The organism is Pseudomonas siliginis (assembly GCF_024072275.1).
GTDB classification, from domain to species: Bacteria; Pseudomonadota; Gammaproteobacteria; order Pseudomonadales; family Pseudomonadaceae; genus Aquipseudomonas; species Aquipseudomonas siliginis.
In genome coordinates, this window is the sequence record NZ_CP099598.1 from 5,719,435 (window position 1) to 5,744,742 (window position 25,308).

23 protein-coding genes and 2 pseudogenes are annotated in these 25,308 nt (G+C 54.0%); 12 read left to right on the forward strand and 13 right to left on the reverse strand.

From position 1 onward, the window contains the following. Positions 1-3: 3 nt before the first annotated feature. A complete protein-coding gene (glnK, locus tag NF676_RS26350; protein ID WP_002555808.1) occupies positions 4-342 on the reverse strand; it encodes a P-II family nitrogen regulator in 339 nt (112 codons plus the stop codon). A gap of 394 nt (positions 343-736) precedes the next feature. On the opposite strand from glnK, the gene NF676_RS26355 reads away from it, so the two are divergent. Continuing rightward, complete coding sequence (locus NF676_RS26355; RefSeq protein ID WP_007920416.1) at positions 737-997, forward strand: accessory factor UbiK family protein; 261 nt, start codon at positions 737-739, stop codon at positions 995-997. A gap of 212 nt (positions 998-1,209) precedes the next feature. Here NF676_RS26355 and NF676_RS26360 read toward each other — a convergent pair whose 3' ends face one another. Beyond that, the gene (locus tag NF676_RS26360; RefSeq protein WP_252886973.1) at positions 1,210-1,479 is read right to left on the reverse strand and encodes a HigA family addiction module antitoxin; all 270 of its coding nucleotides are present in this window, start codon (positions 1,477-1,479) and stop codon (positions 1,210-1,212) included. A 253-nt stretch (positions 1,480-1,732) separates the two neighbouring features. Between NF676_RS26360 and NF676_RS26365 the strand changes: the two genes are divergently transcribed. Together NF676_RS26365 and NF676_RS26370 are read left to right on the forward strand one after the other, a co-directional pair. Continuing rightward, positions 1,733-2,197: a hypothetical protein gene (locus NF676_RS26365; RefSeq protein WP_082530345.1), complete on the forward strand. Its 465-nt coding sequence runs from the start codon at positions 1,733-1,735 to the stop codon at positions 2,195-2,197. Positions 2,198-2,580: 383 nt separating this feature from the next. Further along, positions 2,581-3,423 (forward strand): annotated as a pseudogene (locus NF676_RS26370) (YifB family Mg chelatase-like AAA ATPase); the annotation flags it as partial. Between the two features lie 531 nt (positions 3,424-3,954). Here NF676_RS26370 and NF676_RS26375 read toward each other — a convergent pair. Next, the gene (locus NF676_RS26375) at positions 3,955-4,968 is read right to left on the reverse strand and encodes an NAD(P)-dependent oxidoreductase (RefSeq protein ID WP_252886974.1); all 1,014 of its coding nucleotides are present in this window, start codon (positions 4,966-4,968) and stop codon (positions 3,955-3,957) included. A 661-nt stretch (positions 4,969-5,629) separates the two neighbouring features. Between NF676_RS26375 and NF676_RS26380 the strand changes: the two genes are divergently transcribed. The 3 genes from NF676_RS26380 to NF676_RS26390 all read left to right on the forward strand — a co-directional run bounded on the left by NF676_RS26380 (position 5,630) and on the right by NF676_RS26390 (position 9,385). Further along, positions 5,630-6,739 carry a GGDEF domain-containing protein gene (locus tag NF676_RS26380; RefSeq protein WP_252886975.1) on the forward strand — a complete coding sequence of 370 codons (1,110 nt, stop codon included), beginning with the start codon at positions 5,630-5,632 and terminating at the stop codon, positions 6,737-6,739. Positions 6,740-7,397: 658 nt separating this feature from the next. Then, the gene (locus NF676_RS26385; RefSeq protein WP_252886976.1) at positions 7,398-8,072 is read left to right on the forward strand and encodes a response regulator; all 675 of its coding nucleotides are present in this window, start codon (positions 7,398-7,400) and stop codon (positions 8,070-8,072) included. Then, complete coding sequence (locus NF676_RS26390; protein ID WP_252886977.1) at positions 8,069-9,385, forward strand: sensor histidine kinase; 1,317 nt, start codon at positions 8,069-8,071, stop codon at positions 9,383-9,385. The genes NF676_RS26385 and NF676_RS26390 overlap by 4 nt, the downstream gene beginning before the upstream one ends. Positions 9,386-9,555: 170 nt before the next feature. On the opposite strand, the gene NF676_RS26395 is transcribed toward NF676_RS26390, so the two are convergent. Continuing rightward, positions 9,556-9,702 (reverse strand): hypothetical protein, encoded by a 147-nt coding sequence (locus NF676_RS26395; protein WP_252886978.1) that lies wholly within the window; start codon positions 9,700-9,702, stop codon positions 9,556-9,558. Between the two features lie 1,554 nt (positions 9,703-11,256). Further along, positions 11,257-12,177, reverse strand: coding sequence for a LysR family transcriptional regulator (locus NF676_RS26400; protein WP_252886979.1), 921 nt, complete (start codon positions 12,175-12,177; stop codon positions 11,257-11,259). A 90-nt stretch (positions 12,178-12,267) separates the two neighbouring features. On the opposite strand from NF676_RS26400, the gene NF676_RS26405 reads away from it, so the two are divergent. The 4 genes from NF676_RS26405 to NF676_RS26420 all read left to right on the forward strand — a co-directional run bounded on the left by NF676_RS26405 (position 12,268) and on the right by NF676_RS26420 (position 14,352). Further along, positions 12,268-13,086: an NAD(P)H-dependent oxidoreductase gene (locus NF676_RS26405; protein ID WP_252886980.1), complete on the forward strand. Its 819-nt coding sequence runs from the start codon at positions 12,268-12,270 to the stop codon at positions 13,084-13,086. Next, the gene (locus NF676_RS26410) at positions 13,083-13,373 is read left to right on the forward strand and encodes a YciI family protein (RefSeq protein ID WP_252886981.1); all 291 of its coding nucleotides are present in this window, start codon (positions 13,083-13,085) and stop codon (positions 13,371-13,373) included. The genes NF676_RS26405 and NF676_RS26410 overlap by 4 nt, the downstream gene beginning before the upstream one ends. A gap of 285 nt (positions 13,374-13,658) precedes the next feature. Further along, the gene (locus NF676_RS26415; RefSeq protein ID WP_252886982.1) at positions 13,659-14,057 is read left to right on the forward strand and encodes a nuclear transport factor 2 family protein; all 399 of its coding nucleotides are present in this window, start codon (positions 13,659-13,661) and stop codon (positions 14,055-14,057) included. An 88-nt stretch (positions 14,058-14,145) separates the two neighbouring features. Next, the gene (locus tag NF676_RS26420) at positions 14,146-14,352 is read left to right on the forward strand and encodes an SDR family NAD(P)-dependent oxidoreductase (protein WP_252886983.1); all 207 of its coding nucleotides are present in this window, start codon (positions 14,146-14,148) and stop codon (positions 14,350-14,352) included. 147 nt (positions 14,353-14,499) lie between these two features. Here the strand turns inward: NF676_RS26420 and NF676_RS26425 are convergent, their stop codons facing one another. The 8 genes and pseudogenes from NF676_RS26425 to NF676_RS26460 all read right to left on the reverse strand — a co-directional run. After that, entirely contained in the window at positions 14,500-15,042 is a 543-nt protein-coding gene (locus NF676_RS26425) for a putative antibiotic biosynthesis monooxygenase (protein WP_252886984.1), read from the reverse strand. A gap of 295 nt (positions 15,043-15,337) precedes the next feature. Continuing rightward, complete coding sequence (wrbA, locus tag NF676_RS26430) at positions 15,338-15,937, reverse strand: NAD(P)H:quinone oxidoreductase (protein WP_252886985.1); 600 nt, start codon at positions 15,935-15,937, stop codon at positions 15,338-15,340. Between the two features lie 58 nt (positions 15,938-15,995). Further along, complete coding sequence (locus NF676_RS26435; RefSeq protein WP_252886986.1) at positions 15,996-17,471, reverse strand: aldehyde dehydrogenase family protein; 1,476 nt, start codon at positions 17,469-17,471, stop codon at positions 15,996-15,998. 265 nt (positions 17,472-17,736) lie between these two features. Then, positions 17,737-18,315: a nuclear transport factor 2 family protein gene (locus NF676_RS26440; RefSeq protein WP_252886987.1), complete on the reverse strand. Its 579-nt coding sequence runs from the start codon at positions 18,313-18,315 to the stop codon at positions 17,737-17,739. 296 nt (positions 18,316-18,611) lie between these two features. Further along, the gene (locus tag NF676_RS26445; protein ID WP_252886988.1) at positions 18,612-20,324 is read right to left on the reverse strand and encodes a sigma-54-dependent Fis family transcriptional regulator; all 1,713 of its coding nucleotides are present in this window, start codon (positions 20,322-20,324) and stop codon (positions 18,612-18,614) included. Positions 20,325-20,964: 640 nt separating this feature from the next. After that, positions 20,965-21,894, reverse strand: a complete 930-nt coding sequence (locus NF676_RS26450; RefSeq protein WP_252886989.1) for a LysR family transcriptional regulator — start codon at positions 21,892-21,894, stop codon at positions 20,965-20,967. A gap of 235 nt (positions 21,895-22,129) precedes the next feature. Next, entirely contained in the window at positions 22,130-23,122 is a 993-nt protein-coding gene (locus NF676_RS26455; RefSeq protein ID WP_252886990.1) for a TerC family protein, read from the reverse strand. Between the two features lie 432 nt (positions 23,123-23,554). Next, a pseudogene (locus tag NF676_RS26460) lies at positions 23,555-23,967 on the reverse strand (GGDEF domain-containing protein); the annotation flags it as partial. A 320-nt stretch (positions 23,968-24,287) separates the two neighbouring features. Between NF676_RS26460 and NF676_RS26465 the strand changes: the two are divergent. After that, complete coding sequence (locus NF676_RS26465) at positions 24,288-24,461, forward strand: MbcA/ParS/Xre antitoxin family protein (protein ID WP_252886991.1); 174 nt, start codon at positions 24,288-24,290, stop codon at positions 24,459-24,461. A gap of 58 nt (positions 24,462-24,519) precedes the next feature. Further along, positions 24,520-25,266 (forward strand): SIR2 family NAD-dependent protein deacylase, encoded by a 747-nt coding sequence (locus tag NF676_RS26470; RefSeq protein ID WP_252886992.1) that lies wholly within the window; start codon positions 24,520-24,522, stop codon positions 25,264-25,266. Positions 25,267-25,308: the final 42 nt, after the last annotated feature.

The following is a 25,308-nucleotide window of genomic DNA, read 5'->3' on the forward strand; positions in this document are numbered from 1 at the left end:
CGCTTAGATCGCGTCGGTATCGGTTTCGCCGGTACGGATGCGGATCGCCTGTTCCAGATTGACCACGAAGATCTTGCCGTCACCGATCTTGCCGGTGTTGGCCGCTTTGGTTATCGCCTCGATAACCCGATCCAGGTCCTTGTCGTCGATGGCCACGTCGATTTTCACCTTGGGCAGAAAATCGACCACATATTCCGCGCCGCGATACAGCTCGGTGTGACCCTTCTGCCGGCCGAAGCCTTTGACTTCAGTGACGGTAATGCCCTGCACGCCGATTTCGGACAGCGACTCGCGCACGTCGTCCAACTTGAACGGCTTGATGATGGCAGTGACTAGCTTCATGAAACTCTCTCCCGAATTGGTGGACTTGCCCCAGGAAAACAAACCCGTCTCAAGTCTAAGCGCAGTGCCTGGCTTTGTAACGCATCGTTGACGCCAGCTAACCGCATCAGACGAAACTCCCCGCTTCGTCTGCCGCACTGCATTCGTCACAGCGACTGCATCAGTGCATGGGTCGAGGGTGACTAAGCAGAAACCTTGCCAGCTCGGCAAAAACCCTGCATTTCAATCGCTTGGCACCTGTTGCAAGCGCTCGGGCAGAAAAGCTTTTGCCGATACGCACAACAACGGTGCGCCACCGTCCGTCCCCCTGCGCGAAAAGCGTGCATCCGTGCAACGGGATTGACTATAGACACTGCGTGATACACTGCCGGCCATTGTTTCCAGGACATTTCCCATGCTCGCGCCCAAAGACTTCCTCGACGCCCTGAGCGGCACCGCCTCCCGCCTCTTCAGCGGCGACACCCCGCTGCCGAAAGCCGAGATCGAAAGCCAGTTCAAAATGCTGCTGCAAAGTGCCTTCAGCAAACTCGATCTGGTCAGCCGGGAAGAGTTCGATAGTCAGATGGTAGTGCTGGCGCGTACTCGCGCCCGCCTCGAAAGCCTCGAAGCCAAGGTTGCCGAGATGGAAGCGAAGCTGACACCGCCCGCTGAATAATTCGCGTCCCCTGTAGGAGCTGCCGAAGGCTGCGATCTTTTGATCTTCAGCCCTTCAACCATCCCGGCAACGTCCTACAACCTTTATGACCGCCGTCCGATTGCGCCAAAAAGCCCAGGTTTCTAAGCTCATCTGATGCTGAATGTTCAGCAGAGGGTTGGGCGACCCGGGCAGGGCCATGGTGGAAAAGGGCTTCGCGGATGCTGCAATCGCTATGAGCCCGCATGCCGGAGCTGGGCTCTGCGCAAATCGTAAGTCGACTGAAGATTCATCCAGAACTCAGGCGTAGTGTTGAGCTGAATGGCGAGGCTGATTGCCAGATCGGCGCAGATCCTGAGCTGGCATTTCACAAGCTTTTCGATCTCACTTTCGGGCCAGTTCGTGGGCATGGCCAGATCCATGACGGTCATGCCCAACGGCTCCATGAATTCCTTATTCAGAACCTCGCCCGGATGAATCGGGCGCATACCATTGCGGTCCATTTTTTTCGCCTCCAGAGGCTGCGTTGAGTGGCCAACTGGAGCATCCGACTCCCGGATACAAGACCTTCACACCCCTTTCGCCAGCGTCCTACAAATATTAGGGCATGGCCCTACAAACATCAGCGTCTGCGCCTGATTCCGTGAGCTCTTCGCTGTGATTAGGCTGGTGGCTTTCGCCTGCGCTGGTCGATCCTATTCGTCGAGTTCCAGGCGATACACATTGATCGCCAGACACTCTGGTTCTGGATCCCTCTTGTCTGATTTGCTCAAGCTCAAAGAAAACACGCTGGTTCAGCATCCAGATGGTGGTTACATCTTTGGCACGATCCCCGATATGCCAAAATTCGGCTTGCCAGGCGGGAAGATTTATCTGCGGGTAGGTATTCACCGTCGAGCGAATAGTGGTTTTGGCGTAGTGCACATTTGGGAAGCCCATAGTGCCGATTTGCTCAAGCATGGTTGCCAGACTGCCGATGGGGTAGCAGCGATTGTTGCGAAAATGATCGTCCCGGGGGCGCAAATCTATTGTGAGTTCAAAGAACAACGATGTGGAAACAGGGTCGCGGTACTGAGGACATCTATGGGAACACTGATTCTTGAACCGCGACACGAGCGCGCCACAGGATTTGGTTACTTCGTGGTGACTTGGTACCCGCAAAAACGTGCACATGGCACGTTAGTGGGGCAGATACCACGAGCACCACCAAATCAGAAATAAAAAAAGGCGTCCGATGGACGCCTTTTAAGTATTTTTTGAGGAGTAGTCGCAGCGATTCTTTAGCTCCTGGCTTTACGGCCTTGGGTTCAGAATCCGACAGGCTAGCCCGTCGTCACTACTTCAGAGAAACCAGCTTTCTCTGCTGCCAAAAATGCGGGGGAGCTTTTGCTGGTGCCCAGTCCCGACGAATGCGCAGTTGCAGTCCTCGAATGGGATGATCCTTCAATGCCGTGCGAGAGTCAACGCTCTAATTCAGGCAAGCAGTGACAGCCCATCGGCTCTGGATACGTCTTGTAAACCTCTATTTCAGCACCGAAACCCGGCTCAACTACCCTTCAAAAACCCGCAGGAAGCGGCTCCCCGATTCAGCTCAAGGAACGACCATGTCCCTCTCCATTGTCCACAGTCGCGCCCAGATTGGCGTGGAAGCCCCCGCTGTTACCGTCGAAGTCCATCTGGCCAACGGTCTGCCGTCGCTGACCATGGTCGGCCTGCCTGAAGCGGCGGTGAAGGAGAGCAAGGATCGCGTACGCAGCGCGATCATCAATTCCGGACTGCAATTTCCGGCGCGGCGGATCACCTTGAATCTGGCGCCGGCGGACCTGCCCAAGGATGGCGGGCGGTTTGATCTGGCGATTGCCTTGGGGATTCTGTCGGCGAGTGTGCAGGTGCCCTGCCTGACCCTGGACGAGGTGGAATGTCTGGGCGAGTTGGCGCTGTCGGGTGCCGTGCGGCCGGTGCGTGGTGTGCTGCCGGCGGCACTGGCGGCGCGCAAGGCCGGGCGGGCGTTGGTGGTGCCTCGAGCGAATGCCGAGGAGGCGTGTCTGGCGTCGGGGTTGAAGGTGTTTGCGGTGGATCATTTGCTGGAAGCGGTGGCGCATTTCAATGGGCACACGCCGGTCGAGCCTTACGTTTCCGATGGTTTGATGCACGCTGCCAAGCCCTATCCCGACCTCAACGAAGTGCAGGGTCAAACAGCCGCAAAGCGCGCACTGCTGATTGCCGCAGCGGGAGCTCACAATTTGTTGTTCAGCGGGCCACCGGGAACCGGCAAGACGCTGCTGGCCAGTCGTCTGCCGGGTTTGCTGCCGCCGCTTTCCGAATGCGAGGCGCTGGAAGTGGCAGCGATTCAATCGGTCGCCAGCGGGGTTCCCTTGACTCACTGGCCGCAGCGGCCGTTCAGGCAACCGCACCATTCGGCTTCAGGGCCGGCATTGGTCGGTGGCAGCTGTGACATTTGAAAATAAATGCAACTGAACGGAAATAGATGCAACTGACACACCGCGTCAATCCGCGACTGAATCCCCATCTCGGCTAGCGTTTTTAAGGCACTCACCACGAATGGCAAACTTTGGAAGGAGCGCACGCCTGACCTTGCTACACGTAAGCTAAGACGTTACCGAAATTTTGCTTTCTGATCGTGCACTTGTTCCGACGATAGACAAGTAAGAACATTGGATGAACGACCTTCTGCATTACCTACGCGCTTTGCCACACCCGATCGCTGACACCTCAGCAGAGAATCGGTGATTGTCCGAGAATCTCCATTGATCGATAAAGCAGTCCAAGGAAATTTCGGTCTTTTACTCGGGACAATCGACTTTGGGGAAAAAACATCAGGAGAAGAACCTAAGCTGGCACAGGGCTTATCCAAGGCAGGAAATTCTATTCTATGGAAGTTATCGGGGAGCTCGCCCACTGATGAGCGTCTCGAACCTCATCAGTGGTTAGCTCGAAGGCATAAGATTTCGAGGGAACTAATCCAGTTGCACTTGCATTTCAATCAGCTCACCACCTTCTTTGCTGAGTCTCTCCAGATAAGCACCGGCTTTGATTAACTGATAAGGAAAGTACAGACCCGCCGGTGTAGGCGGCTGACCATCGAGTCCTAGTAATCGCTCCAGCAACATCGCAACACTTAACCCTGTGAGCGCGGCCGCCCCCGAAGGGTGCACGAGGGCGTGGCGAGTGTGAAGCGAGCGCTCCTCATGATCTTTGCCCATCATCTCAATAAGTATTTCAGTTGAAAGTGATCGCCCCGCGCGCCGGGAAGAACTCACCCCGCTACCGAGATTGAATTGCACATTAGGCGCTTCTGTAGCGGCCGCCAAGCCAGCGACATCGATCGATGAAAAGCCCGTCCCCTGTATCGGTGTACCATCCAGTGCTAGGAACGTTACTTTTGCATCTTCAGCTTCTCGCCAGATGAAATTTCCATCGCGCCGAGTCAGTGCGGAAGGCAACATTTTATTCAGATGTTCGAAATCCTTCGCCACGGTAGGTCCTCCGCCATCCTGATCGTCTACCAATGCATCAATACGGATATCGCTTATCCGGGCAAACGCTTCAGCAAGGTGCAGCACTCCCACAGTGGTTGCTCCCACCAGCCACTCGTAACCCAACACTATGGGCGCAGCGCCAGGGTTATGAATGAACCTGGCAATCTGCGGCGCGATTTCGAAGACGCCGGAAGATATACTAAGGTGTGGCACCTTGCGGTTCTGCGCAAAACGCAGACCAGCGAGGGCATGATCCATATAAAAAATTGCGACCGCGCTGACGTGCCGATCGCCTAATCCCAAGTCATCGGCGGCAATATCTATAACCACACCCTCTGCGCCGCCGATTTCTTGCGCGGCTTGTTGAGCCTTTGTCAGATCTCGGCCACCTATCAGCAAAGGAATGTCGGGATGCGCTGCACGCAGTGCTTTAGCTGAGCGATGACCGATGGCCCCAGAGCCACCGAGGAACAAAATTGGGTGATGTGACATAGATGTACCCCCTGAGCGTTTTAGGCTACGACTCACTGTTGATAAGCCACTCCCCGCAATGGTTCCAAGTTGTTGCGAAGCTCAGAGCGCTGAGTGACCTTTGAAAAGATTTCTCTAGTCACGTGCAAGCGAATCGATTTGCAATCGTAGATACGTACTTCACAAGCGCCCTATCTGCCTATGGCCTCTGACTCTCAACTGAGCCGTTCGTTGCTGTGCGCTAGCAACTCGGAATGAGCCTAATCGAGTTTGCTATTTGGGCGCACCTGCACTCAAATCTTCCTCAACTCTTTGCTGATCTATTAAAGAGTACATCGACTAGTTGAGTTCCCTTTTACTAACCCAGGCTCAATCCGTAATCAAACTCAACCTCTCGTCCTTTTTGTGACAGATAACCCAATTCAGTTTCGTAAGCACTTGCCGGCTCAGCCTACATCGGCGAAAATCCCTGATCGGAAAATTGCGGATTTAAATGCCGACACCCCGACAAACGCGCGCCACTCGAAATCGAGTAATCCATTTAGGCGACATAAGCTAGTATATTTTTCGGCCCTATGGGTGCAAACTGGTTTATTTGGTTCAGCAGAATAGTATGCCTGGTATAGATTTGACCATAATTATAATATGCACGCTAACTATAAACTTGTTGGCAGCAGGCTATATGCTATTGCTGATAAAACTGGGCTTAGGACGGCAAGCGCTCATACACTGGATTGCGTCATGTATTATTTTTGTCTTTGCAAGCCTGCTTGCGTCGTCTCGCCTGTATCAAGTCACACCCCTGATTAGCGTCTGGCTGGCCCACAGTTTATTAGCACTACCGCCCGTCCTGATAGGGACCGGATTACTGCGCTTTTTTCATGGCACAGAAAGAGCCTTGCCGACAAATTTAGTCGGCACCGCAATGGCGGTTTACTCTGCACTGCTTTTATTTACATATAATTCACCTCACGGCGCGCCAATTTTAACGGCGATCGTTATAGCTTTAGCATGCGCCTGGTGCATTACACTCTTAGGCTTAAACTCAACGCAGCGCTTAACATCCAGCTTATTGCAAGTTGTTTTGATGCTTCATATAACAGCAATGTGTGCTGAAATTTATTTGCACATTGATCCATGGCAAATACTGCCAACACTGCGCGAAGAGCTCTATTTAAAGTTTACACTCGTCAGCCACTTACTGCTCACGGCGATAGCCAGCATGCTGCTACCTCTGCTGTTATTTATCGATCGAGAAAGATACCTTTTGCAGCAGGCCAACAGAGATGATCTTACGCAGTTATCTAACCGCCGCCATTTCTTACGTGAGTCCACCGCAGGGATTGAAAACTACGACGGAGAATTAGCGGCAACAATCATGATGCTCGATTTAGACAACTTTAAATCTATCAATGATACTTTTGGTCACGCCATTGGCGATGCAGCGCTAAAAAAGGTTGCCAGCATACTTAAAGCCGAACTTCGCAAAAAAGATATCATCGGCCGTTTGGGTGGCGAAGAGTTTGCCATAGTGATGGTCGGCATTGATGCGGCGGAGGCACGAGGAACCGCTGAGCGCCTGCGTAAAAAAATTGAACTTCATGCTCGAATTATTGAGGGAAACCAAGTTGGCCTAACAATCAGCATTGGTGCCACTTTCTCATACAATCGTGACAGTTCAGCGTTTCAAGAGCTATTAAAAATAGCAGATGACGCTTTGTTTGAAGCCAAACGCCGCGGCCGAAATCGTGTGATATTTGCCCGCAATAAAGACCTTGCGCGTATCGACTGACTTATTACGCCTCCCTAAATTTATGCTTTCGATATATGCATATATTGACCAATATAAAAATGGACTTATCGATTTTACAATCAAGCAACAATCAAAAAATTTATCGCTAAAAGTGTACTGCCATTCGATTCGAAACGACAAAGCCAACTGCAAGGAAATGCCCTCAATGAACAATATTTGGTCACCCACAACTTTGGCCTTCGTAATAAGTTTAGCTTTTTGGCTAATAGCGTCATGGTTGGCAGGTGTGACTGAGCCATGGGACGCGCAATGCTACTGGACCACCTTATATCCCGCCTCTCTGGCGCTGTCGCTAATGCTTGGGCTAATGTTTCGGCGAACGTGGATGGTTGGTCCGATCGTGATGTTGGGGCAGATACCGCGTGTAGTTGTGACATCTGGAGTAGGTCCACTCTTGGCGGTTGGCGTCTTGTATTCCATTTTGCTTTCGATTCCTGCAGTGATGTTGTCGTGGATTGCACGTTTTCCATTGTCGCGGTGAGGGGGCAACAGGAATTAGCATGTGATGAAGAGCGGAAACAAATCTGACTGGCTGCACATCGGCCTTACCTTGGTGAATTGCCTCAGCGAGCCTCAGATCAGCGGGTGCAAGAAACTATTACTGCAAGGTTCGGCGGCGCAGATATGAGGTGCTAAGGTGAGAATTTTACTGATCGAGGACGAGCTTCAACTGGCGGATACACTACGCGTAGCGCTGGAGCGGGAGCGCTTCATTGTCGATCACGCCGACCGGTTGGCGACCGCGCGAGTGGCGGCGATGCTCGCCCCCTTCGACCTAGTCTTGCTGGACCGCACCCTGCCGGACGGTGACGGGCTCTCACTCGTTCCGACCCTGCGTGCGGGTAATCCCGGTCTTCCGGTCATCGTGCTCAGTGCGCGCGGTGAAATCTCTGACCGGATTTTTGGACTTGACGAGGGTGCCGATGACTATCTCATCAAGCCGTTTTCACTTGACGAAATGCTGGCACGCATCCGAGCCATTATGCGGCGCCCCGCCGATCTGGCCGGTGAGGATATCCGTGCAGGCGCCCTTGTCTTCGATCTATCAAACGAGGAGGTGGCGGTGGGAGGTGTGCGTATGGAACTTCCGCGCCGTGAACTGCGTGTGCTCGCGGCGCTGATGAAGCGACGCGGCAGAACAGTACTGCGCGAATCGCTTGAACAGGCTGTTTTCGGTTTTGATGACGAGGTGCAATCGAATACGCTGGACTCGCACATCTCGCGGCTCCGCCGGAAATTGAGCGAAGCCGGGGCAGGCATCGAGATCCACGCTATCAGGGGCGTCGGTTACTTGCTGCGCGAGTCATTGTGAGAAAGTCTCTCTCTCTCAAGCGGCCGCTGATCGTCTATCCGCTTGCTTTTCATCTACTGACACTAATGGTGTCGTTCGCGATACTCCTCGCAGTGGCTATCCGCATCGACAGCGGAGGCCCATATACCGATGAACAGATCGTCCCTGTGATCGCCCGCGCCATAATACGTCAAGACGATGGTCATCTTGCCGTCCGCATGACACCAGAATTGGCCGAATTGCGCGAGACGACACGCGACTTATGGTTCGTGTCCGAGGACGACGCTGGCAAAAGCGTGGCGTTCGGAAGTGTGCCCCCACACTATGCCTCGCTTATTGGCAGACTGAGCGACTTGTCCTATGCCCAACTGCGGGCTCGCGAGGCGCCGTACGATTTGGCGGCAGTGATCCGCAGGGAGGTCGGGCCTGCGGGGACTCTGACGATCCTCGGACATGGCGGGCTTAACGAACTGAGCGCTATTGTTCTGATCGCTTCCAACGTCGTCATCCTGCCGATCTTTTTGCTACTGGTGCTCACGTCGCTCGTTGTCACACCGTGGATTGTCAGGCGATCGCTTGCTGGGGTCTCTCGCATCGCGCAAGAGGCTGAACAGATCGACACGGACAGCCGTGGCCGGCGACTGAGCGAGGAGCATGTACCAACCGAGATAGCGCCTCTTGTCAGCGCAGTGAACGAAGCACTGCGGCGTCTTGATGAAGGTTACGAGCGGCAGCGTAGGTTCATTGCTTCGGCCGCCCACGAACTACGTACGCCCATCGCTATCCTGAGCGTAAAGGTGGAAGGTGCAGAGCATGCGGAAACGCGCCGGCTTGGAGCGGACGTGCAGAGGTTGGCCACTTTGGCCGAGCAGTTGCTAGACCTTCAACGGCTCGATAATGACATGAAGGTCGAGGAACTAGACCTAGTAGAGCTGGTTCGGCACGTCGTGGGAGACTTGGCTCCCCTAGTGATCGCGTCGGATCGTACCATTGAGGTTCAGATCGATCACAGCCTGCCATGCCGGGGGGATGCAGCAGCCCTGGAACGCGTGGTCACTAACTTAGTCCAAAACGCCATTGAACATGGCGGGCGCCATGTCACTGTACGTGTTGTGGGGGCCGCGTTTGAGGTAGAGGACGACGGTCCAGGGATTCCTGCCGAGGACCGCGAGCGCGTTTTCGAGCCTTTCCACCGGCTGCGCCCACGGTCTTCGGGAAGCGGTCTCGGCCTCAATCTGGTTCAGCAGGTGGTCGAGCGGCATGGTGGGACAGTGTCAATATTCGACGCGGCTGGCGGCGGAACGAACGTGCGGGTTGATCTCACCACTCGCTGAAGATCGCGCGGTCTGTGTTCTCTCAATCTTGAAGGGCTGTTCAACCGGCGCAATCGCGCAGTCAACCATAAAAAAGCTCTCCCAGAACGCACGCCACCCCTCGTTCAGTAACAGATGAGTCGCGGCAGTGAGGGGAGTCAGTCACTGTGAAGCAAGCTGACGGAGCGTACTCATTCTTTCAGCAGACGTTTGAAAAAGTAATGCAGCACGAAATGCCCAGGCGATACGACCTCGACTAGCTCCCACCCCTGTGCGCCCAGCTCGTTCAGTTTGCCGGAATCCAACATCTCTTCGATCACTAAATATTCCCAATGCATGTCGTGTCTCCACCAATTTTTTTTGAACATCTGAACTGGCGCTCCAAAGACTGGGGCGCCATTTTTCGATGAGCTTGCTTAAAAGACTCACGCCCTCCATATAGGGTGACGCAAGTTAGCTACTTTGGGTTTGAAATCATTATGCTAATTAGGAGCCGCCTCATCATTCACATGGACTACCTGCATTGCCGTAGATAAGAGCTCTGCTTAAACAGTACCGTTGCTTATATTGGAGAAGAGCAGGTAGTAAACCTTGCCTTTTATTTTCGGCATTCCTTTCTGTTCGGATCGCGATCACAGCGTTGTTTGCGCGCCCGATCAGCCATGATTTGACCGTCTCTAGCAATATCGGAGGTCATCTGGGTTCGTTCAAGCGACTCACGATGTTTGGCGTCGCGTCGGTGTTGCTGCGTCAGCATGCATTCGCTGTACGCAGCCGAGCCATAATCTGCCCCGAAACTGCGACATGTATTTGCATCCTCATTAAAATTCGCCTGATGCCTCTCTGCACCCGACATGCATCCAGATAAGCCGGCAGCGCCGACAAAGGCGGCAAAGTACAGCGGCAGCAAGGATCGAGAGTTTGAGGTAAAACGAGGTTGTAGCATCCTTTAGAGCTCCAGTTTGGAATGAGCTTGAGTGGCTTAACAGAACATTGGCTAAGCCGCCAAGGCGCTAACCTGATGGGCCAAGATTGCAGGAACATGGAGTGGGTACAAATAATGGCAACCTGACCGATGCAGCAGTGTCAGCTAATTTTGATAAGATTCCCGCACATGGGTTTAGCTGGCTAAATGCCCGCGGGCCATAACAAGCGGTTCGAGCCGTTCGCTCCGCTCACTCGGAAGGGATGAAAGCCCGCCCCTTAACCAAACATTAGGCCGATATGAACCGATCTTTGATCCCATCGTTCCTGGTCGCAGCTTTAGCCGGTGCCCTAATCTGGGCTATTTCGCCAATGGTAACTGGGCACGCCGAACCGTGGGATGCAGGTGGCGTGTACTACTTCGGAGCCCTGGTTCTTGCTGGACTCGTTTCAGGACTTCTCGCACCCAAGTCTATTTGGATGCTCTATCTTGGCAGCATTGCCGGACAGTTCCTCTACCACGTTCTGTTCATGCCGTCAGGCCCACTAATCGTCATTGGAATAGCGTTCCTAATAGCGTGGTCGCTGATATTCATGGCTGGTGCATATGGTGGTTCACGCGCGCGTCGTTGGATTGGCACTCTCCTTGACGCGGCCTAACGATGCATTCAAACAGGCATCGCTTACTCGGGACCAGCTAAAGACGGCCCTTTACCAGTCGCGAAGACAAACACCGGCAAGCCGGTTCTGGCCTCTCATATAAAACTTCAGCGCCTACATCGGATCGTTACGTCGCCGTAACCAACGCTGACTTTTCCAAGAGAATCGGCCAGAAGCAGACGATCACTATTTCAGGTTCGAAGCTATGTCTGCCGCGAATACCAGAGAATCCGCGAGCTACGTGAGGTCGGATTCTAATAATGCGACTGACTACCCAGCCAGACTGTTCGATTCAGTTGAACCAGGTTCTACTCTGTGAGCATGGATGCTCGAGAATCGACTACAAGAGCGATGAACTCACGCACCCATTTGAAGCCGGCGTGCCCATCCGACCGCTCATGCCAGAACATGCCAATCGCAAAACCTTCCACCGGTAATGGGGGGGCTACGCACAGGAGCTGCTCGCCCCGATCTTCTACGAGACGACGTGGAACCAGGGCCACACAATCCGACTGCGCGGCCAACTCCGGTACTGGAAGGAATGACGACGCTGACAGAACTACGTTACGCCGCAGCCCCCGCGCTACCAAGGCGTCGTCCACCGAGGTAGAGAAGCCTCCGCCGCGTAGTGACACGACGACATGTTCCAGCTGCGCGAACTCATCCACGGTCAGATCCGCGCGCAAGCTTGGATGCCCACGGCGCCCGATCAGCACGTAACTCTCATCGTAGAGGTGTTGCGAGCGCAGTGCGGGCGGCGCCCCGGTCATGTTTATCACGGCGAGATCCACCTCACCGTGGGTCATTTGCAGCTCCAGTTGTGGTACGTCCAGGACGCGCAGTGCGATACGGACACCCGGCGCTTCGCGTCGCATGGCGACAACGAGATGTTTGATCAAGGCCGCCTGCACGTAATCCGTGCAGGCAATTGATACCGTCAAGCTCGCCGTCGCGGGCTCGAAATCCAGGTGATTAGTGACGGCGGCCCTTACCTGGTCAAGTGCTTGGCGAAGCGGGACGAGCAGCTCCAAGGCTTTGGCGGTGGGGGTCATTCCACGCTGCGCGGGGATCAAAAGAGGGTCGTTGAAGACGTTGCGCAGGCGGGCCAACTGTGCACTGACCGCTGGCTGACTCAAATGCAGACGGGCGGCCGCCCTAGTCACGTTCTGCTCGATGAGAAGGGCCTCCAATGTAACAAGCAGATTGAGATCAAGGCGTCTGGTATCCATCAGGCTTATGCTAGCAGGAAAATTTTTCGATTTCACAGATTGTCCGAGCCCCGCGACACTTCATCGACATCACAGCGGAGCCGTCATTCCATGTCGAAAAGAGTACTGATTATCCATGCCCAACCCGAGCCTTCGTCGCTAACGCGGCAGCTGGTGGATGTGTCTGTTGAATGCTTGACTGCGCAAGGGCACGAGGTCCTGCAATCTGATCTATACGCCATGGGCTGGAAAGCAACGTTCGACGAGCACGACTTTCCCGATCGAGCGAACACTCAGCGGCTATCGTTTGGCGCAGAGTCTGCTCACGCCTATCGTCACGGCTGCCAGACAGCGGACGTGGCGTTAGAACAACAGAAGGTCTTAGCGGCAGATGCTGTCATCTTTCAGTTCCCGCTCTGGTGGTACGGTATGCCGGCCATCATGAAGGGATGGATAGATCGTGTTTGGGCAGCCGGACTTGCCCACAACTTCAAGGACGCAGGCAACACCTATCGCTACGGAGATGGTGCCTTCAAGGGAAAGCGGGCCATTTTGTCGGTCGCCGTCGGGGGCCCCGCCGTGGACTATTCACCGCGTGGGATCAACGGACCGCTTGAACAGTTACTGTTTCCGATTACGCACGGCTCGCTCTACTTTCCTGGGTTCGACGTGCTCCCCACGTTCGCTGTATACGGCACTGGTGGGTTGAACGACTCTGGAGCTGCCGCAGCCAAAGAGGCTTGGCGCAGCCGTCTGGAGGGTTTGTTTGAGGACGCGCCCATCCCTTTCCGGCCCCAAAATGGAGGTGATTATACCTCCACTAACGAGCTCAAGCCGCACGTGGCCGCAGGCCAGACCGGCATCATGGCGCATATTGCCTACGGCGAAGGAATGCAGACGCAGTCACCGGAAACAGAGGTGCTGCCGTGAAGACCTTCGTTATCCTGACTCGCCGCGCTGATGGAGCACCGGAGGACTTCAAGCGCCTAGCCAAGCGAGAGGTTCAGCATGTGTGGCAAGGCTTCGCTGACGGCATCGTGCGTGCAGTCCATGGACTAGCCGATGGTCCGGGCGCTGCGTTCGAGCTCGAGTCCATGACTTTTGAAGAAGCTCGTCAATACATCGAGGCACTCCCCTACGTCAGAGAGAATCTGTTGCTTGTGCAGTATTGCGCGCTTAAGCCTTTTTCCGATTACGAGAGACTAGTGAGCTCCTGATTAGTGATCTGATTAGAGCAGCGTCAATCGCTCATGAAAGGTGCAGCATGCGGTAGCACATTCTTTGCTCTCCGCATGCCCTGTGCGCGCACGCTTCAACAGCTGGCCAAAAATTTAGTTTTCATATTGAAACCTGCCGAGTCGTGTTGGAGTAAAGCGTAGAAATCAACGCTGCCGGTCGAAAGTAGATCCGCACAAGGCGATTACCTTGTCAGGGATGCAATTGGACGAAGCAGCAGTGTGTCTTTTAGCCGTTCTGCGGAATACTCGAATATAAGAGGTTATATGAGTACGCTTCAAAATAAGCTTGTAGTACGGGATTTTTTCAGCAGCTTTGAGCTTGAAAATGCAGACCGAACCCTAAGTCTCATGACTGACGACGCAACTTGGTGGGTGAATGGTAAGCCTCATCTATTTTCTTTCGCTGGGTTAAAGAGTAAAGCAGATATGACGCCTGTTATTTATGGCCTGTTTGCGTTGTTTAATGGCGGTTTGAAAATGGAGGTTAAACATCTAATCGCTGAAGAAGACTGTGTAGCTGCGGAAGCACGGTCTTTCGGTGATACAAAAAATGGAAAGCGCTACGAAAACGACTACCACATTTTTTTCCGGCTCCGAGAGGGAAGGATCGTTGAAATTCGTGAATACACTGACCCCATGCATGCCGTAGAAACTTTCAATTGATGAGCAGCACGCGAACTAAGCCAAACTGAAAGCAAATCTCACCAAGGCAGCCCCTTAACCTAAAGCGCGAGTTGCGCTTGATGGGTGCGTGGCATCTGCCGAGAAGGCGGAGGCTGTCGTTGCGAAGCTAAAGGCCAAAGGCGTTCGTGCTCTGGCAATCAAAAGTGATCAAGCTGATATGTCCGTTGCGACGCCGCTGGTCGACGAAGTGGTCGCTTACTTCGGCAAACTCGACGTTCTAGTCAATAACGCCGCTATAGCCGTCATATTGCCGAAGCGAGTCGGAGTAGCGTGAAGTGGAACGCTGTATCAATCTGCAGCATGCGCAGGTGCTTCAAGCACGAGAAAAATCCGCCTCATGGCTGCTGCATCGCAGATCAATGTGCCGGAGGGTTAAGCATTCCGCAGACACGTCGTAACGCGAACGAGTAATAATTGCGCATCACCGGCCACCGTCCTTATCCGACTCTGCGAACATCCATGGGCGCAGGACTCGATGAACGCGAGGCAGGATCACCCAGGTCAGGGTTACCGTAAGTATTACCGAGCTGCCTGTCAGGAGGACGAGCCAGTTCACTGAGTCTGTAAGGGGGCGGACCATGACCACAGTTACCGCAACAAGCGTCGGATAGACGCCAAGCCAGGTCGCAGCCGCCTGCTTCCATTTGGGCATGCTGGCTGATCCTGGAATACTGATGACGCCAGTTTGGCCGACTTGCGGCTGGATGGTCCTTAATGAGTAATCTACCCCCTCCGCACGCAACAGCAGGAATGCGTCTGACCCCAGCCAACTGTCGAGTTGTACCTGGGAGTCGAACTGCACAAGCGTGTGGGATATCGCCGGTCCCTGATCAAATCGGATGAGTGAGCGAAAGCCAGAAGCTGCGTAAACTCCCTCGCTCATTCTTTTCGACCATTCGACGAATGCCTGTTCGTGCGCCGGGCGAATGATATGACTGACTACGACACCTGCAATTTCAGACATGCTCGTTATCCCCTATTTCTGCTTGGCAGCCTATGCGTTCGTCTACCCATGATAGGCTGCGCTGAAAAACGGCATTCTCGACATTAGCTGGGATCGACTCTGTATCGGTGGATCCACGCAGCACAAGATTGACCGCAATGCCCTGCGGGCCGAGTTCGCGCGAGCCGCTCTGCCGAAGAGGCAAGGCTGGCCATTTCCGTCTTGAACGATCCCCCTTGACGGACGGGTTACTTGTTGCTGTAAGTATGTTGTTTTAGAGCCCCCCGAATGGAGTCTCAGGGGGCTGAGCTTGCTTTTAGTTGTGCAGCTTGGATGCGATGCGAGCAACGTGTTCGCCTTGATGGCGAGCAATTTCCATCTCCCGCTCATCGGGCTGTCGAGAACCATCACCACCGGCAATGGTAGATGCACCATAGGGAGTACCTCCTCCTACCTTCGAGACATCGAAGAGTGCTGGGGTCGTATAGCCGATCGGCACGATGACCATTCCGTGATGTGCCAATGTGGTCCAGGTGGAGGCAATGGTCATTTCCTGGCCACCGCCAGTTCCGGTTGAGGTAAACACGCTGGCAACTTTTCCAGCCAGAGCGCCCTTAGCCCAAAGGCCGCCTGTTCGGTCGAGGAAGTTGCGCATTTGTCCGGACATATTGCCGAAGCGAGTCGGGGTACCAAAGATGATTGCATCGTAATCAGCCAGTTCTGACGGCAACGCCTCTGTGGCATTTTGATTAGTCTTGCCGCCGGCTTCGGCGAAGGCTTCTGGGCTCATCGTTTCAGGAACCCGTTTGATCACAACCTCCGTTCCTGGAACGTTGCGGGCACCTTCTGCGATCTTGTTCGCCATGGTCTCAATGTGGCCATACATGGAGTGATAAAGCACTAAAATTTTAGCCATTACTATTTCCTCTGCACGCATAGATCGGAATGATGTGTTTGAACAAAACTGGCCACTCCTAGGCATTCATCACGCCTGGGTTAAGCGTGATGGTTCTGACCTCGGTGAAGTCGTCGATCGCCGTCACACCATTGAGGCGGCCAAGTCCCGAGTGCTTGGCGCCGCCTTCCTCGGTGTCCTCGCCGAGTGCGCCCCATTCATTGATCCAAACCATACCCGCTTCAATCCGGGGCGCGATCCGCAGCGCTTTGGAGAGATCGCGTGTCCAGATGCTCGCTCCCAAGCCGTAGATGCTGTCATTGGCCAACGCGACGGCCTCCTGTTCCGTAGCAAACCTCTGCATTGTTACCACCGGCCCGAACGTCTCTTCCTGCACGATTGGCATCGTCGAATCGCTCACTTCCAGAAACGCGGGGCGAAAGAAAGCGCCTTTCGACAGCGGGCCTTCGATCACCGGACCACCTCGCACAATGGCTTGCGCGCCCTGCGCAATGGCGCGCTCAACCAGATGATCTACGCGCTCAACGTTCTCGCGGTCGATCATCGGGCCCATGTCGCTCGACAGGTCTGCGGCAGGCCCGACCTTTACCGCACACAGGCGTTCTGCGAAACGTTTGCGAAACTCGTCGGCGATCCCATCCTGCACAATCAACCGCTGCCCCGTCACACAGAACTGGCCCGCAAACATCGTCACTGACTTTTCCAAGATGGGTAACGCGAGATCGAGATCCGTATCGTCGAACACAATAGATGGCGTCTTGCCGCCCAGTTCCAGTCCAACGCGCTTAAAGTGCGGTGCGGCGCTTAGCGCGATTGCCTTGCCGGTGCCGGTGCTGCCGGTAAAGCTAATAATCGGTACATCTGGCGAGGCAACAAGATGCTTCGCCCCATCGCCGGTTTCGTCGGTTAAAACATTAATCACGCCGCGGGGCAGTCCCGTTACGTTACTGAAAATCTTGGATAGGGTAGCGGCGGTCTGTGCGCTCTTGCCCGGCACCTTAATGATTACCGCACAGCCGGCTGCCAGAGCAGGTGCGAGTGATCGCACCGTCAGGATTATCGGGGAATTCCACGGTACGATGATTCCAGCCACGCCCATCGGCTGGCGCATCATTAACGCTATTCGGCCCGGTTTGGAGTCCACGACCCTTCCGGCCTCAGTGCGCACGATGCCTGCGAAATAGCGCAGTGACGGCGCGCAAAGATCGACTTCAAAGCTGGCCTCGGGTTGAACTTTGCCGTTTTCGGTTGAAAGAATCTTGATGAGCTCGCCCCGATTGCGTTCGAACGCGTCTGCAAGGTTGTCGAGCACGCGCGCGCGTAGCTTTCGGTCGTGTACCCAATCGGTCTCTAGCATTGCGCGTTTCGCCGCGACGATGGCCGCTTCAGCGGTTTCAACACCCCCTTCGGCGTAGGTACCAATCACCTCGAAGTTGGCAGGGTTGATGGATCCTCGAATCGTATCCGAGCCCATCCATTCGCCGCCGATCCAATTCAACGCATGTCTGGACGTGTGCGGGATAGGAATATTCATGGCTAACTCCTGCGTTGCGCTTTGTATGGAATGTCGGGCCTTCTCACCGCATGGCTACGATCCGTTTGGCCACAATTGAGCGCACATTGGTGAGCGCCCCGAAACTTTAAAGACAAGGCGCAACGGCACTGTGAGAGTGCGAATCGTATAGGGAGAGATGCTTGCATGAGGTACTCCCCCATGTGGGTGCCATGTGCCGGCAAGCTAGGAGTGTTTCCACTCTTTCGGATGCCGGCATTAGGCGTGGTCCTCGCGATCGAGATCGTTAATCCGAGCCCACAGTAAAGGGGGCTGCGCTCGAAGAGGTCTTTACGGTCCAAGAGCCGGACTGGCGGAAGGAACTGGCAGACGCGTATGTGTCTTCCATGAACTGGAAATACGTCATCTTACCGTTATGGACCTTGGCATGAATGGAGAACGGCGACGTGAACACGCGGCCGACCGCCACCGAGCGGTAAGTGAATCTTCCGAAAATCGCAACCTCTTCTCCGGAAGAGAATTTACTGTCGATAGTGAAGTTCTCGATTTTCCAGTAATCCTGGACCTTCATGAATAAAGAACTAAAGGCTTTCGGGCCTTTGTTTGTGCCCGTCCAAGGCATGATTTTTCTTAACTCTGGATTATCAAAGTTAAGAGAAACGTAAGTGGCGTCTGGAGCCGCCAGCTTCTCGGCAGCGGCCTCAACTTTATCGGGTGCTGTATTTGCTAGGAACTCCATGACTACCGAAAGCGAAGCGTCGGACGTTGCTTCGCTATTTGACTGCGCGACCGCTGGAGTCACAGTAACAATACCCGCGGCGAGGGTGACCGCTGTCAAGAGCGACTTACTTTTAGGACTAATCATGAACTTTCTCCGTTTATCTATTGTTTGAGGTGCGGGAGACCTACACGTTGCTAAGTACCGGTGAGTATCTAGCAGTGGCTATAGCTAAGCACAGGGTGTGCCAACAGAGAAAATTGAATGAAATTCCTCATGCATCAATAGGATAGGCTATCTAAGAATGTTTCTTTGATTAGGCCCATCGTTTAGTGAAGAGAAAAAATTCATCATTTGATAAATCAAAGCAATGAATTGATCATTTGATTAATTTCGCAAATCTGTTGCAATCATTTTTGGTCCCGCGCAACAGCCAGTTGAAGTCAATCGATCGCATCTTCATCCAAAATGCCGCTCTTCTTAAGGCGGTAAGCTAGCGCGGGTCGGGTTAAACCGAGGATTCGAGCGGCAAGCGCAACATTTTGTTGAGCAATGTCCATTGCGCGTCGCATTAGATGCTCTTCGACAGTTTCCAAGCTTATGTTCTGTTCGAAGATTTGGGTGACCCAATCGGCTGTGCTTACCGTATCTCCAACCTGAACCAGCCCGCCATCGGCGCTTAGACGATCACCGGGCGCACTGTCTACCTTTGGGGAGACTGCAAAAAGAGCGTCCTGTCCTATAGTTTCATTGCTGTCAGTCAGGATGATGCCGCGTTCAATGACATTCTCTAATTCGCGGATATTTCCGGGCCAAGCGTAATTGAGACAAAGCTCTAAAGCCTTGTCTGATAGACCTAACGTTCGTTTGTGATACTGCAGGTGAAACTTGCTTAGAAAGTGCTCGACTAGAAGTGGTAGATCTTCAAGACGCTCGCGTAACGGGGGAATTTGGACTGTAAACACATTCAGTCGGTAATAAAGATCCGCGCGAAACCGGCCTGCCTTGACCGCATCGGCGAGGCTCTCGTTGGTGGCAGCAATTACTCGCACATCGACCTTGCGGGTCCTAGAGTCTCCTACACGTTCTAGCTCCCCCTCTTGCAGCACCCTTAACAATGCCGCCTGTGCTCTGGGCGTTAGTTCTACTAGCTCGTCCAAAAAAATGGTGCCGCCGCTTGCGCGCTCGAAGCGCCCCGGGCGGGTCTGATTGGCACCGGTAAACGCTCCTTTTTCAACGCCAAACAGTTCGGCTTCGATCAAGTCCTGGGGAATGGCAGCGCAGTTCACCGCGATGAATGCTTGCTCGGCGCGATCGCTACGAAGATGTACGCTCCGAGCTATTACCTCCTTCCCAACGCCTGTTTCTCCAAGCAACAGGACTGAGACCTTGCCCTTAGCTGCCTTGTCGATTGTCTTGCATACCTTTACGTAGGCAGAGGAGCGCCCTATACCGTAGTAATGGCCTTCTTGCTTTTCCAAGCATGTGCGCAGTGAGCTGATCTGCGACTGTAATTCATACAGTTCCTCTATAATTGGATCGGATTGAAAGTACCGTCTGAATTCCTCGACGTTCTCCCATTCCTCAGCGGGTTTCCCAATAATGATGCAGCGCTCATCACCGCACCCGCGACAGCTCGTTTCCTGAATGATGATTTCGCGTTTCATAAACGAAGAGCTATACGCACATGCGTAGCCCAGCAAAGACCAGCAAACTGGCGCTTCCATCAGGCCCACCTCGGTCAAGCAGCTCTCGACCTCAAAGGAATCAATCCATTCAAGCTCGCAGTAGAAATGCCCGGCCTCCTGATCAACCTCTAACTGAATGGGCTTCGCATTGACCATGCCTTTCAACGAGTGCAGCTGCGGTCCGACCAGGAACATCTCCAACTCCGGACTGTTTGGCCGGAGCTTGCGAGCCATTTCGGCGTCTTTGAGCCCGGACTGGTAGCCGAGCCGCAGGAAAAATCCCTTGGCGCGCTCAATCCCGAGAGTATTAATGAGTTCACGGCGGAAATTCGCCATCGCAGACACTTGCATCAGCAACATACGTTGCTCGCCAAACCAGATCTTGCCTTCGGTGCTTTGAAAGCGAATCTGTTCACTCAGGTCCTGGTAGTCGGAATGCTTGATGCCTGAGATATAGCTAATAGCCATTAAAGGACGTCTCGATTATTGTTTTTGATAGCTCGGCTGATCTGTGTCACCGAGTGAGAGGACTAAAACAGGTCATTGTGATACACGTGTTACTAGTCAGTATGGACGTGTAAAGCCGTCTTGCTCCGGTAATCCGAAGGCGCGGGCTGCAAAGGGTGAACGGATTGCATCCGAACCATGATCAAGGCGTGATGGGAGGGGTTGACCATAACGCGTAGGGAACGTCGCCTGCATTTGCCTCGGTCTACAAATTGATCGAAAACGAGACGGTATAAGAACACTCTCATCGTTACGATTCGGTAACCAAGCAAATGATTTATAGAGAATCGGCTGAACCCACTGACCGACTGGTCATCTGCCACCGCGAGCAGTTTCATACCGTGCTTTGAACGGCGGCATTGCTATCGTCTTTCCGACTTTCCACTAATCCAGATCCAAACGCTGAACTAGTACCCTGTGAGAATTGGACAAACACGATCCCGGCGAGTTAGCACAGAGATCGGTAGGGAAATAGCCTTGTCGACATTAGTATTTCCAGGCGAGCATATAGAGCGGGCTCAGTTGGAGAAATGATAAGTCGGGAAGCTCCCCTACATAAGTCTGGAAAAATCGAACCGGAGTTTCGTTTTTTCCGAACGAGTCAATTTTGTGAGTGCGAACTGTGTGCAAGCATCTGGTCCCAAATCGGTGGGGCTCCTATTTGCTCGATGAGGAAGCTGGTCAGCGCGTGAAGCTTGTACGAGTTTTTCTGCGATTGACGATAAACCACAGAAATATTTCCTCCTCTGGGGGCATAGGGCTCCAGCACCTCAATCAGCTCTCCGTCCACAACCGCCTGCGCCGCCAGAAAGGTCGGCAATATAGCGAGCCCGAGGCCCGCTTTTGCCGCCTCCGTGAGTTGATGGCCACAATTGGTGCGCATTCGGCTGCGCACCCGAAAGGACTCTAATGCTCCATTCACCGGTAGTGTCCACATACCATGTGGTTCGCGATTCACATATAAAATGGCGAGGTGCTGCGCTAAGTCCTGAGGGACCTGTGGCGTGCCACGAACATCCAGATAGTCAGGGCTAGCGCAGATTATGTGCCGGTTGGGAGTGATGATTTTTGCCATCAGCGAAGAGTCTGGTAACTCACCTATACGCACCGCCGCATCAAAACCCTCTTCATGCAGGTTGACGCGGCGGTCATCGTATTCAACGTCTATGTGCAACTCGGGGTATCGCTTTGCGAAGGAGGCCAGAATTGGCGTCAAATACCTCATACCGAAAGCCATCGGAGCTGCAATGCGCAGATGCCCACAGACCTTCGACTGGGGCGTGAGCACTGCATTCTCAGCGTTTTCAATATCAGCAAGAATTCCGGTGCAATACCGGTAAAAAACCTCACCTGACTCGGTCATGCGAGTTTGCCGACCACGTTCTAGCAGGACACATCCAAGGCGTTTCTCTAGCTGCTGAATTCGCTGAGAAACGATCGACTTGACTGTACCCGAACGACGAGCGGCCTCGGAGATACTTCCTGTCTCAACCACTGCTACGAAAGCATGCATTTCAGATAATTTATTCACGCTTTAATCCACAAAAAAATTGAATTGCATGCCTTTCAGACAGACTGTTCAAGCGCAGCGCGCTCTGCACAATAACCAGCAGAAAATTGATTTTCGGCGTAATCAGAGGACCGATACAAAGCGGACGCGACTCCTTACGAGCGTCGGCGATTAGCTGAGCATCGACCATTACACCGGTTAGCCACCCTGGTTATTCTGTAGCTCGTGTCTTTAACATTCGGTTACCACCGTGGAATTATACCTGCGGGCCATTGGAGGCCTGATCACGGGTTTTCCAAAGCGATAGCAGCACACCGCCAAGCAGCAAAGTCACCGTCACGCTCAGGGACAGGACTGCCGGAATCTTGCCGATAATGCCAACCATGAAGATCTTTCCGCCGATAAACACCAGCACCAGCGCCAGGGCGTACTTGAGGTAGGCGAAGCGGTGGATCATCGTCGCCAGAGCGAAATACAGCGCACGTAGGCCGAGGATGGCGAAAATGTTAGAGGTGTAGACAATGAACGGGTCCTGGGTGATGGCAAAGATCGCCGGTACGCTGTCCACAGCGAATACCAAGTCGGCGCACTCGATCAGCACCAAGGCCAGGAACAACGGCGTCGCCCACAGCAAGGACTTGCCACTGGCATCGGTCTGGCGAACGAAGAAGTGTCCTTCATGCAAGCGATCGGTCACCCGCATGTGTTTGCGCAGGAACTTCACCAGCAGGTTATCGCTAAGGTCCGGGTGGGCATCAATCTTGCTGAACAGCATCTTTACCCCGGTCAACAGCAAGAAGATGCCGAACACGTAGAGTATCCAGCTGAACTCGGCGATCAGCGCTGCGCCCAGGCCAATCATGATAGCGCGCAGCACGATTACACCGAGAATGCCCCAGAACAGCACCTCGTGCTGATACTTACGCGGAATTGAGAGAAAGCTGAAGATCATCGCCATCAGGAAGACGTTGTCCATCGACAACGATTTCTCGATCAGAAAGCCGGTGTAGAAATCCATCCCGGCATCACCGCCCTTGACCTGCCAGACCCAGAGGCCGAACAGCACACCGGCGGCGATATAGCCAGCAGATAGCAACAGGCTTTCACGGACGCCGATCTCTCGATGCTCACGGTGCAGCAACCCAAGATCGAAGATCAAAAGGCCCAAAACGATGCTGACAAAAACGAGCCACAACCAAGTAGCAGTGCCGAGAAACTCGGCAGAAAAGAACGGTTCCAGGGCAGTCATGAGCCCCCTCCTCTAGTGTCGAAGTTGTACAAACTGCAACTCCGACATGGCAGCGACTCGCTGTCAGAGGGGCCCGGCGTTGTGAGAAGAAATTTAGAAAGGAACGTGTGGTTTCTCAATCACACAAGGGTTGCAAGTTATTTCGAAGTGGGACGCTGGCATCGGGTACTCCTCCTATACCGAAACGCGCTCTTTGGCGACCGCAGCTTCATCGGAATTCTTAGCTCACTACAATGGCTGTCGAGACGGGATTGCCGGACGCTTACACCGCGCCAGAGGATTGCGACCTTGCTCGCGCAGAGGAGTGTTGGCCGGACGCTTACGACCGAGAGTGGCCTGCGACAGCTAGAGGAGGCTAACGAGCCGTCTAGGATCTACTCCCGTTAATAAACTGTGGCACTTTCTGCCTAGTCAGGCCGAACGGAATTGTTGTCAATCGGCGATTACGCTCTTGTTTTTCCCGCTGGTTTTGGCGATGTAGAGCGCTTTATCCGCAGCACCGATCAGAGCGTTCGGCGTCCCTTCGGCTTTGGGATTATACGCGCTGACCCCGATGCTGATGGTTACGATGCCCAGACCGCTGTCTTTATGATCGATGTGCGCGAGCAGGTCAGCGTTGCGAATTTTTCTGCGACGATAAAGGCTCCGACGTAGTCAGTGGAAGGAAGCACCACTGCGAAGTCTTCGCCACCAAATCGTGCGGCCAAATCTCCGGGGCGTCTGATGTTTTCTTGGATGATTCTGCCCAAGTTGCGTAAGCACTCGTCTCCCAACAGATGGCCGTAGCGATCATTAAAGCGTTTGAAGTGGTCGACATCGATCATCAATAAGGCCAAATGGGTTTTATGAGCCGCTTAGCACGGATTTCGCGGAGTTTTATCCACTGCTGGAACGATGTGCTAGGTTCGGGAAGGCCGAAACGGGGGGCTCAAATACTCTGTGATTCGTCCCAAATTGTGTCCTACGAATCTTCTCTGTTCGACGAGGTGCACTGCTCTGATGCCTAGGGCCGTTGTATGCTGAATGCGCTGAATGACGCAATTCGCAGGTGGCAACGATGCATTCCAACGCACAATCCCAACCTTGCTGGTCGATGGATAAGAAGGCTTGTCTTACCGCCAAATGCCTTAGCAGGCACCACCAAGCCTATTTGGTGCGGCGCAACATGATCCTGGACCAAGCCGCCATGGTGCTCGGCAGCCGTGATCGCGCCGAGCAATGGTTCAACCAACCCGCCCGTGGTCTGGATTATCAACCGCCTTGCAGCGTTGTGAATGATGGGCATGGTTGTCAGCGGATCAGGGAGTATCTGGGTCGTATCGAATATGGCGTGTATTGAGATCGCCAGAAACATTCCTTACTGGCACAGACAAGCGTTGTAAGTAACGGAAACCAAGATGGCCAATACTGTCGGAGGTGTAGCCTCGCTGGTCGCGGGGGCACAGCGAATAGTGGTGTTTAGCGGGGCCGGCATCTCGGCCGAAAGCGGTATACCGACCTTCCGCGATCCGCTGACCGGTCTATGGGCTCTCCAAGATCCGGAGAAGCTGGAAACGGCCAACGCATTTCGCGAGGACGCCGCCTTGGTTTGGGGATGGTACTTGTGGCGCCGAGCCCAGGTCGCGCATGCCCTGCCCAACTCTGCGCATCAGGCCATTGCGCAAATGGCAAGAACGCGAGAGGTGACGGTGATCACCCAAAATATCGACGATTTGCACGAGCGAGCTGGATCCGAGCATGTGATCCACCTGCACGGTAGCCTGTCTCAGCCGAAATGCTTTGCCTGCCATAGAACTCCCACGATATTTGCCTTCGAAGAACCCATTGCAAGCGAGGGTTTAAGGATCGAACCGCCTCGCTGCCCCCGCTGTAACGGCAAACTACGCCCGGGCGTGGTGTGGTTCGGCGAACAGCTGCCAGCGGCCGAATGGAAACGCGCTGTTCTGGCTGCAAAAGATTGCAACGTTTTGCTGTCGATCGGCACTTCGGGGGTGGTCTTCCCGGCGGCAGAGATTCCAACCATTGCTTTGCGCGCCGGTGCATACGTCGTGCACATCAATCCTGTGCAAGTTGCGCAGCGGAGCAGCCGGGAATTGTGTCTGGTCGGAAGGGCAACAGAAATCGTCCCGGCTTTAGTTTCGTAGATCAGCCTCCCGGGTGACGATCAGGTCGAATGACCCGTGCCG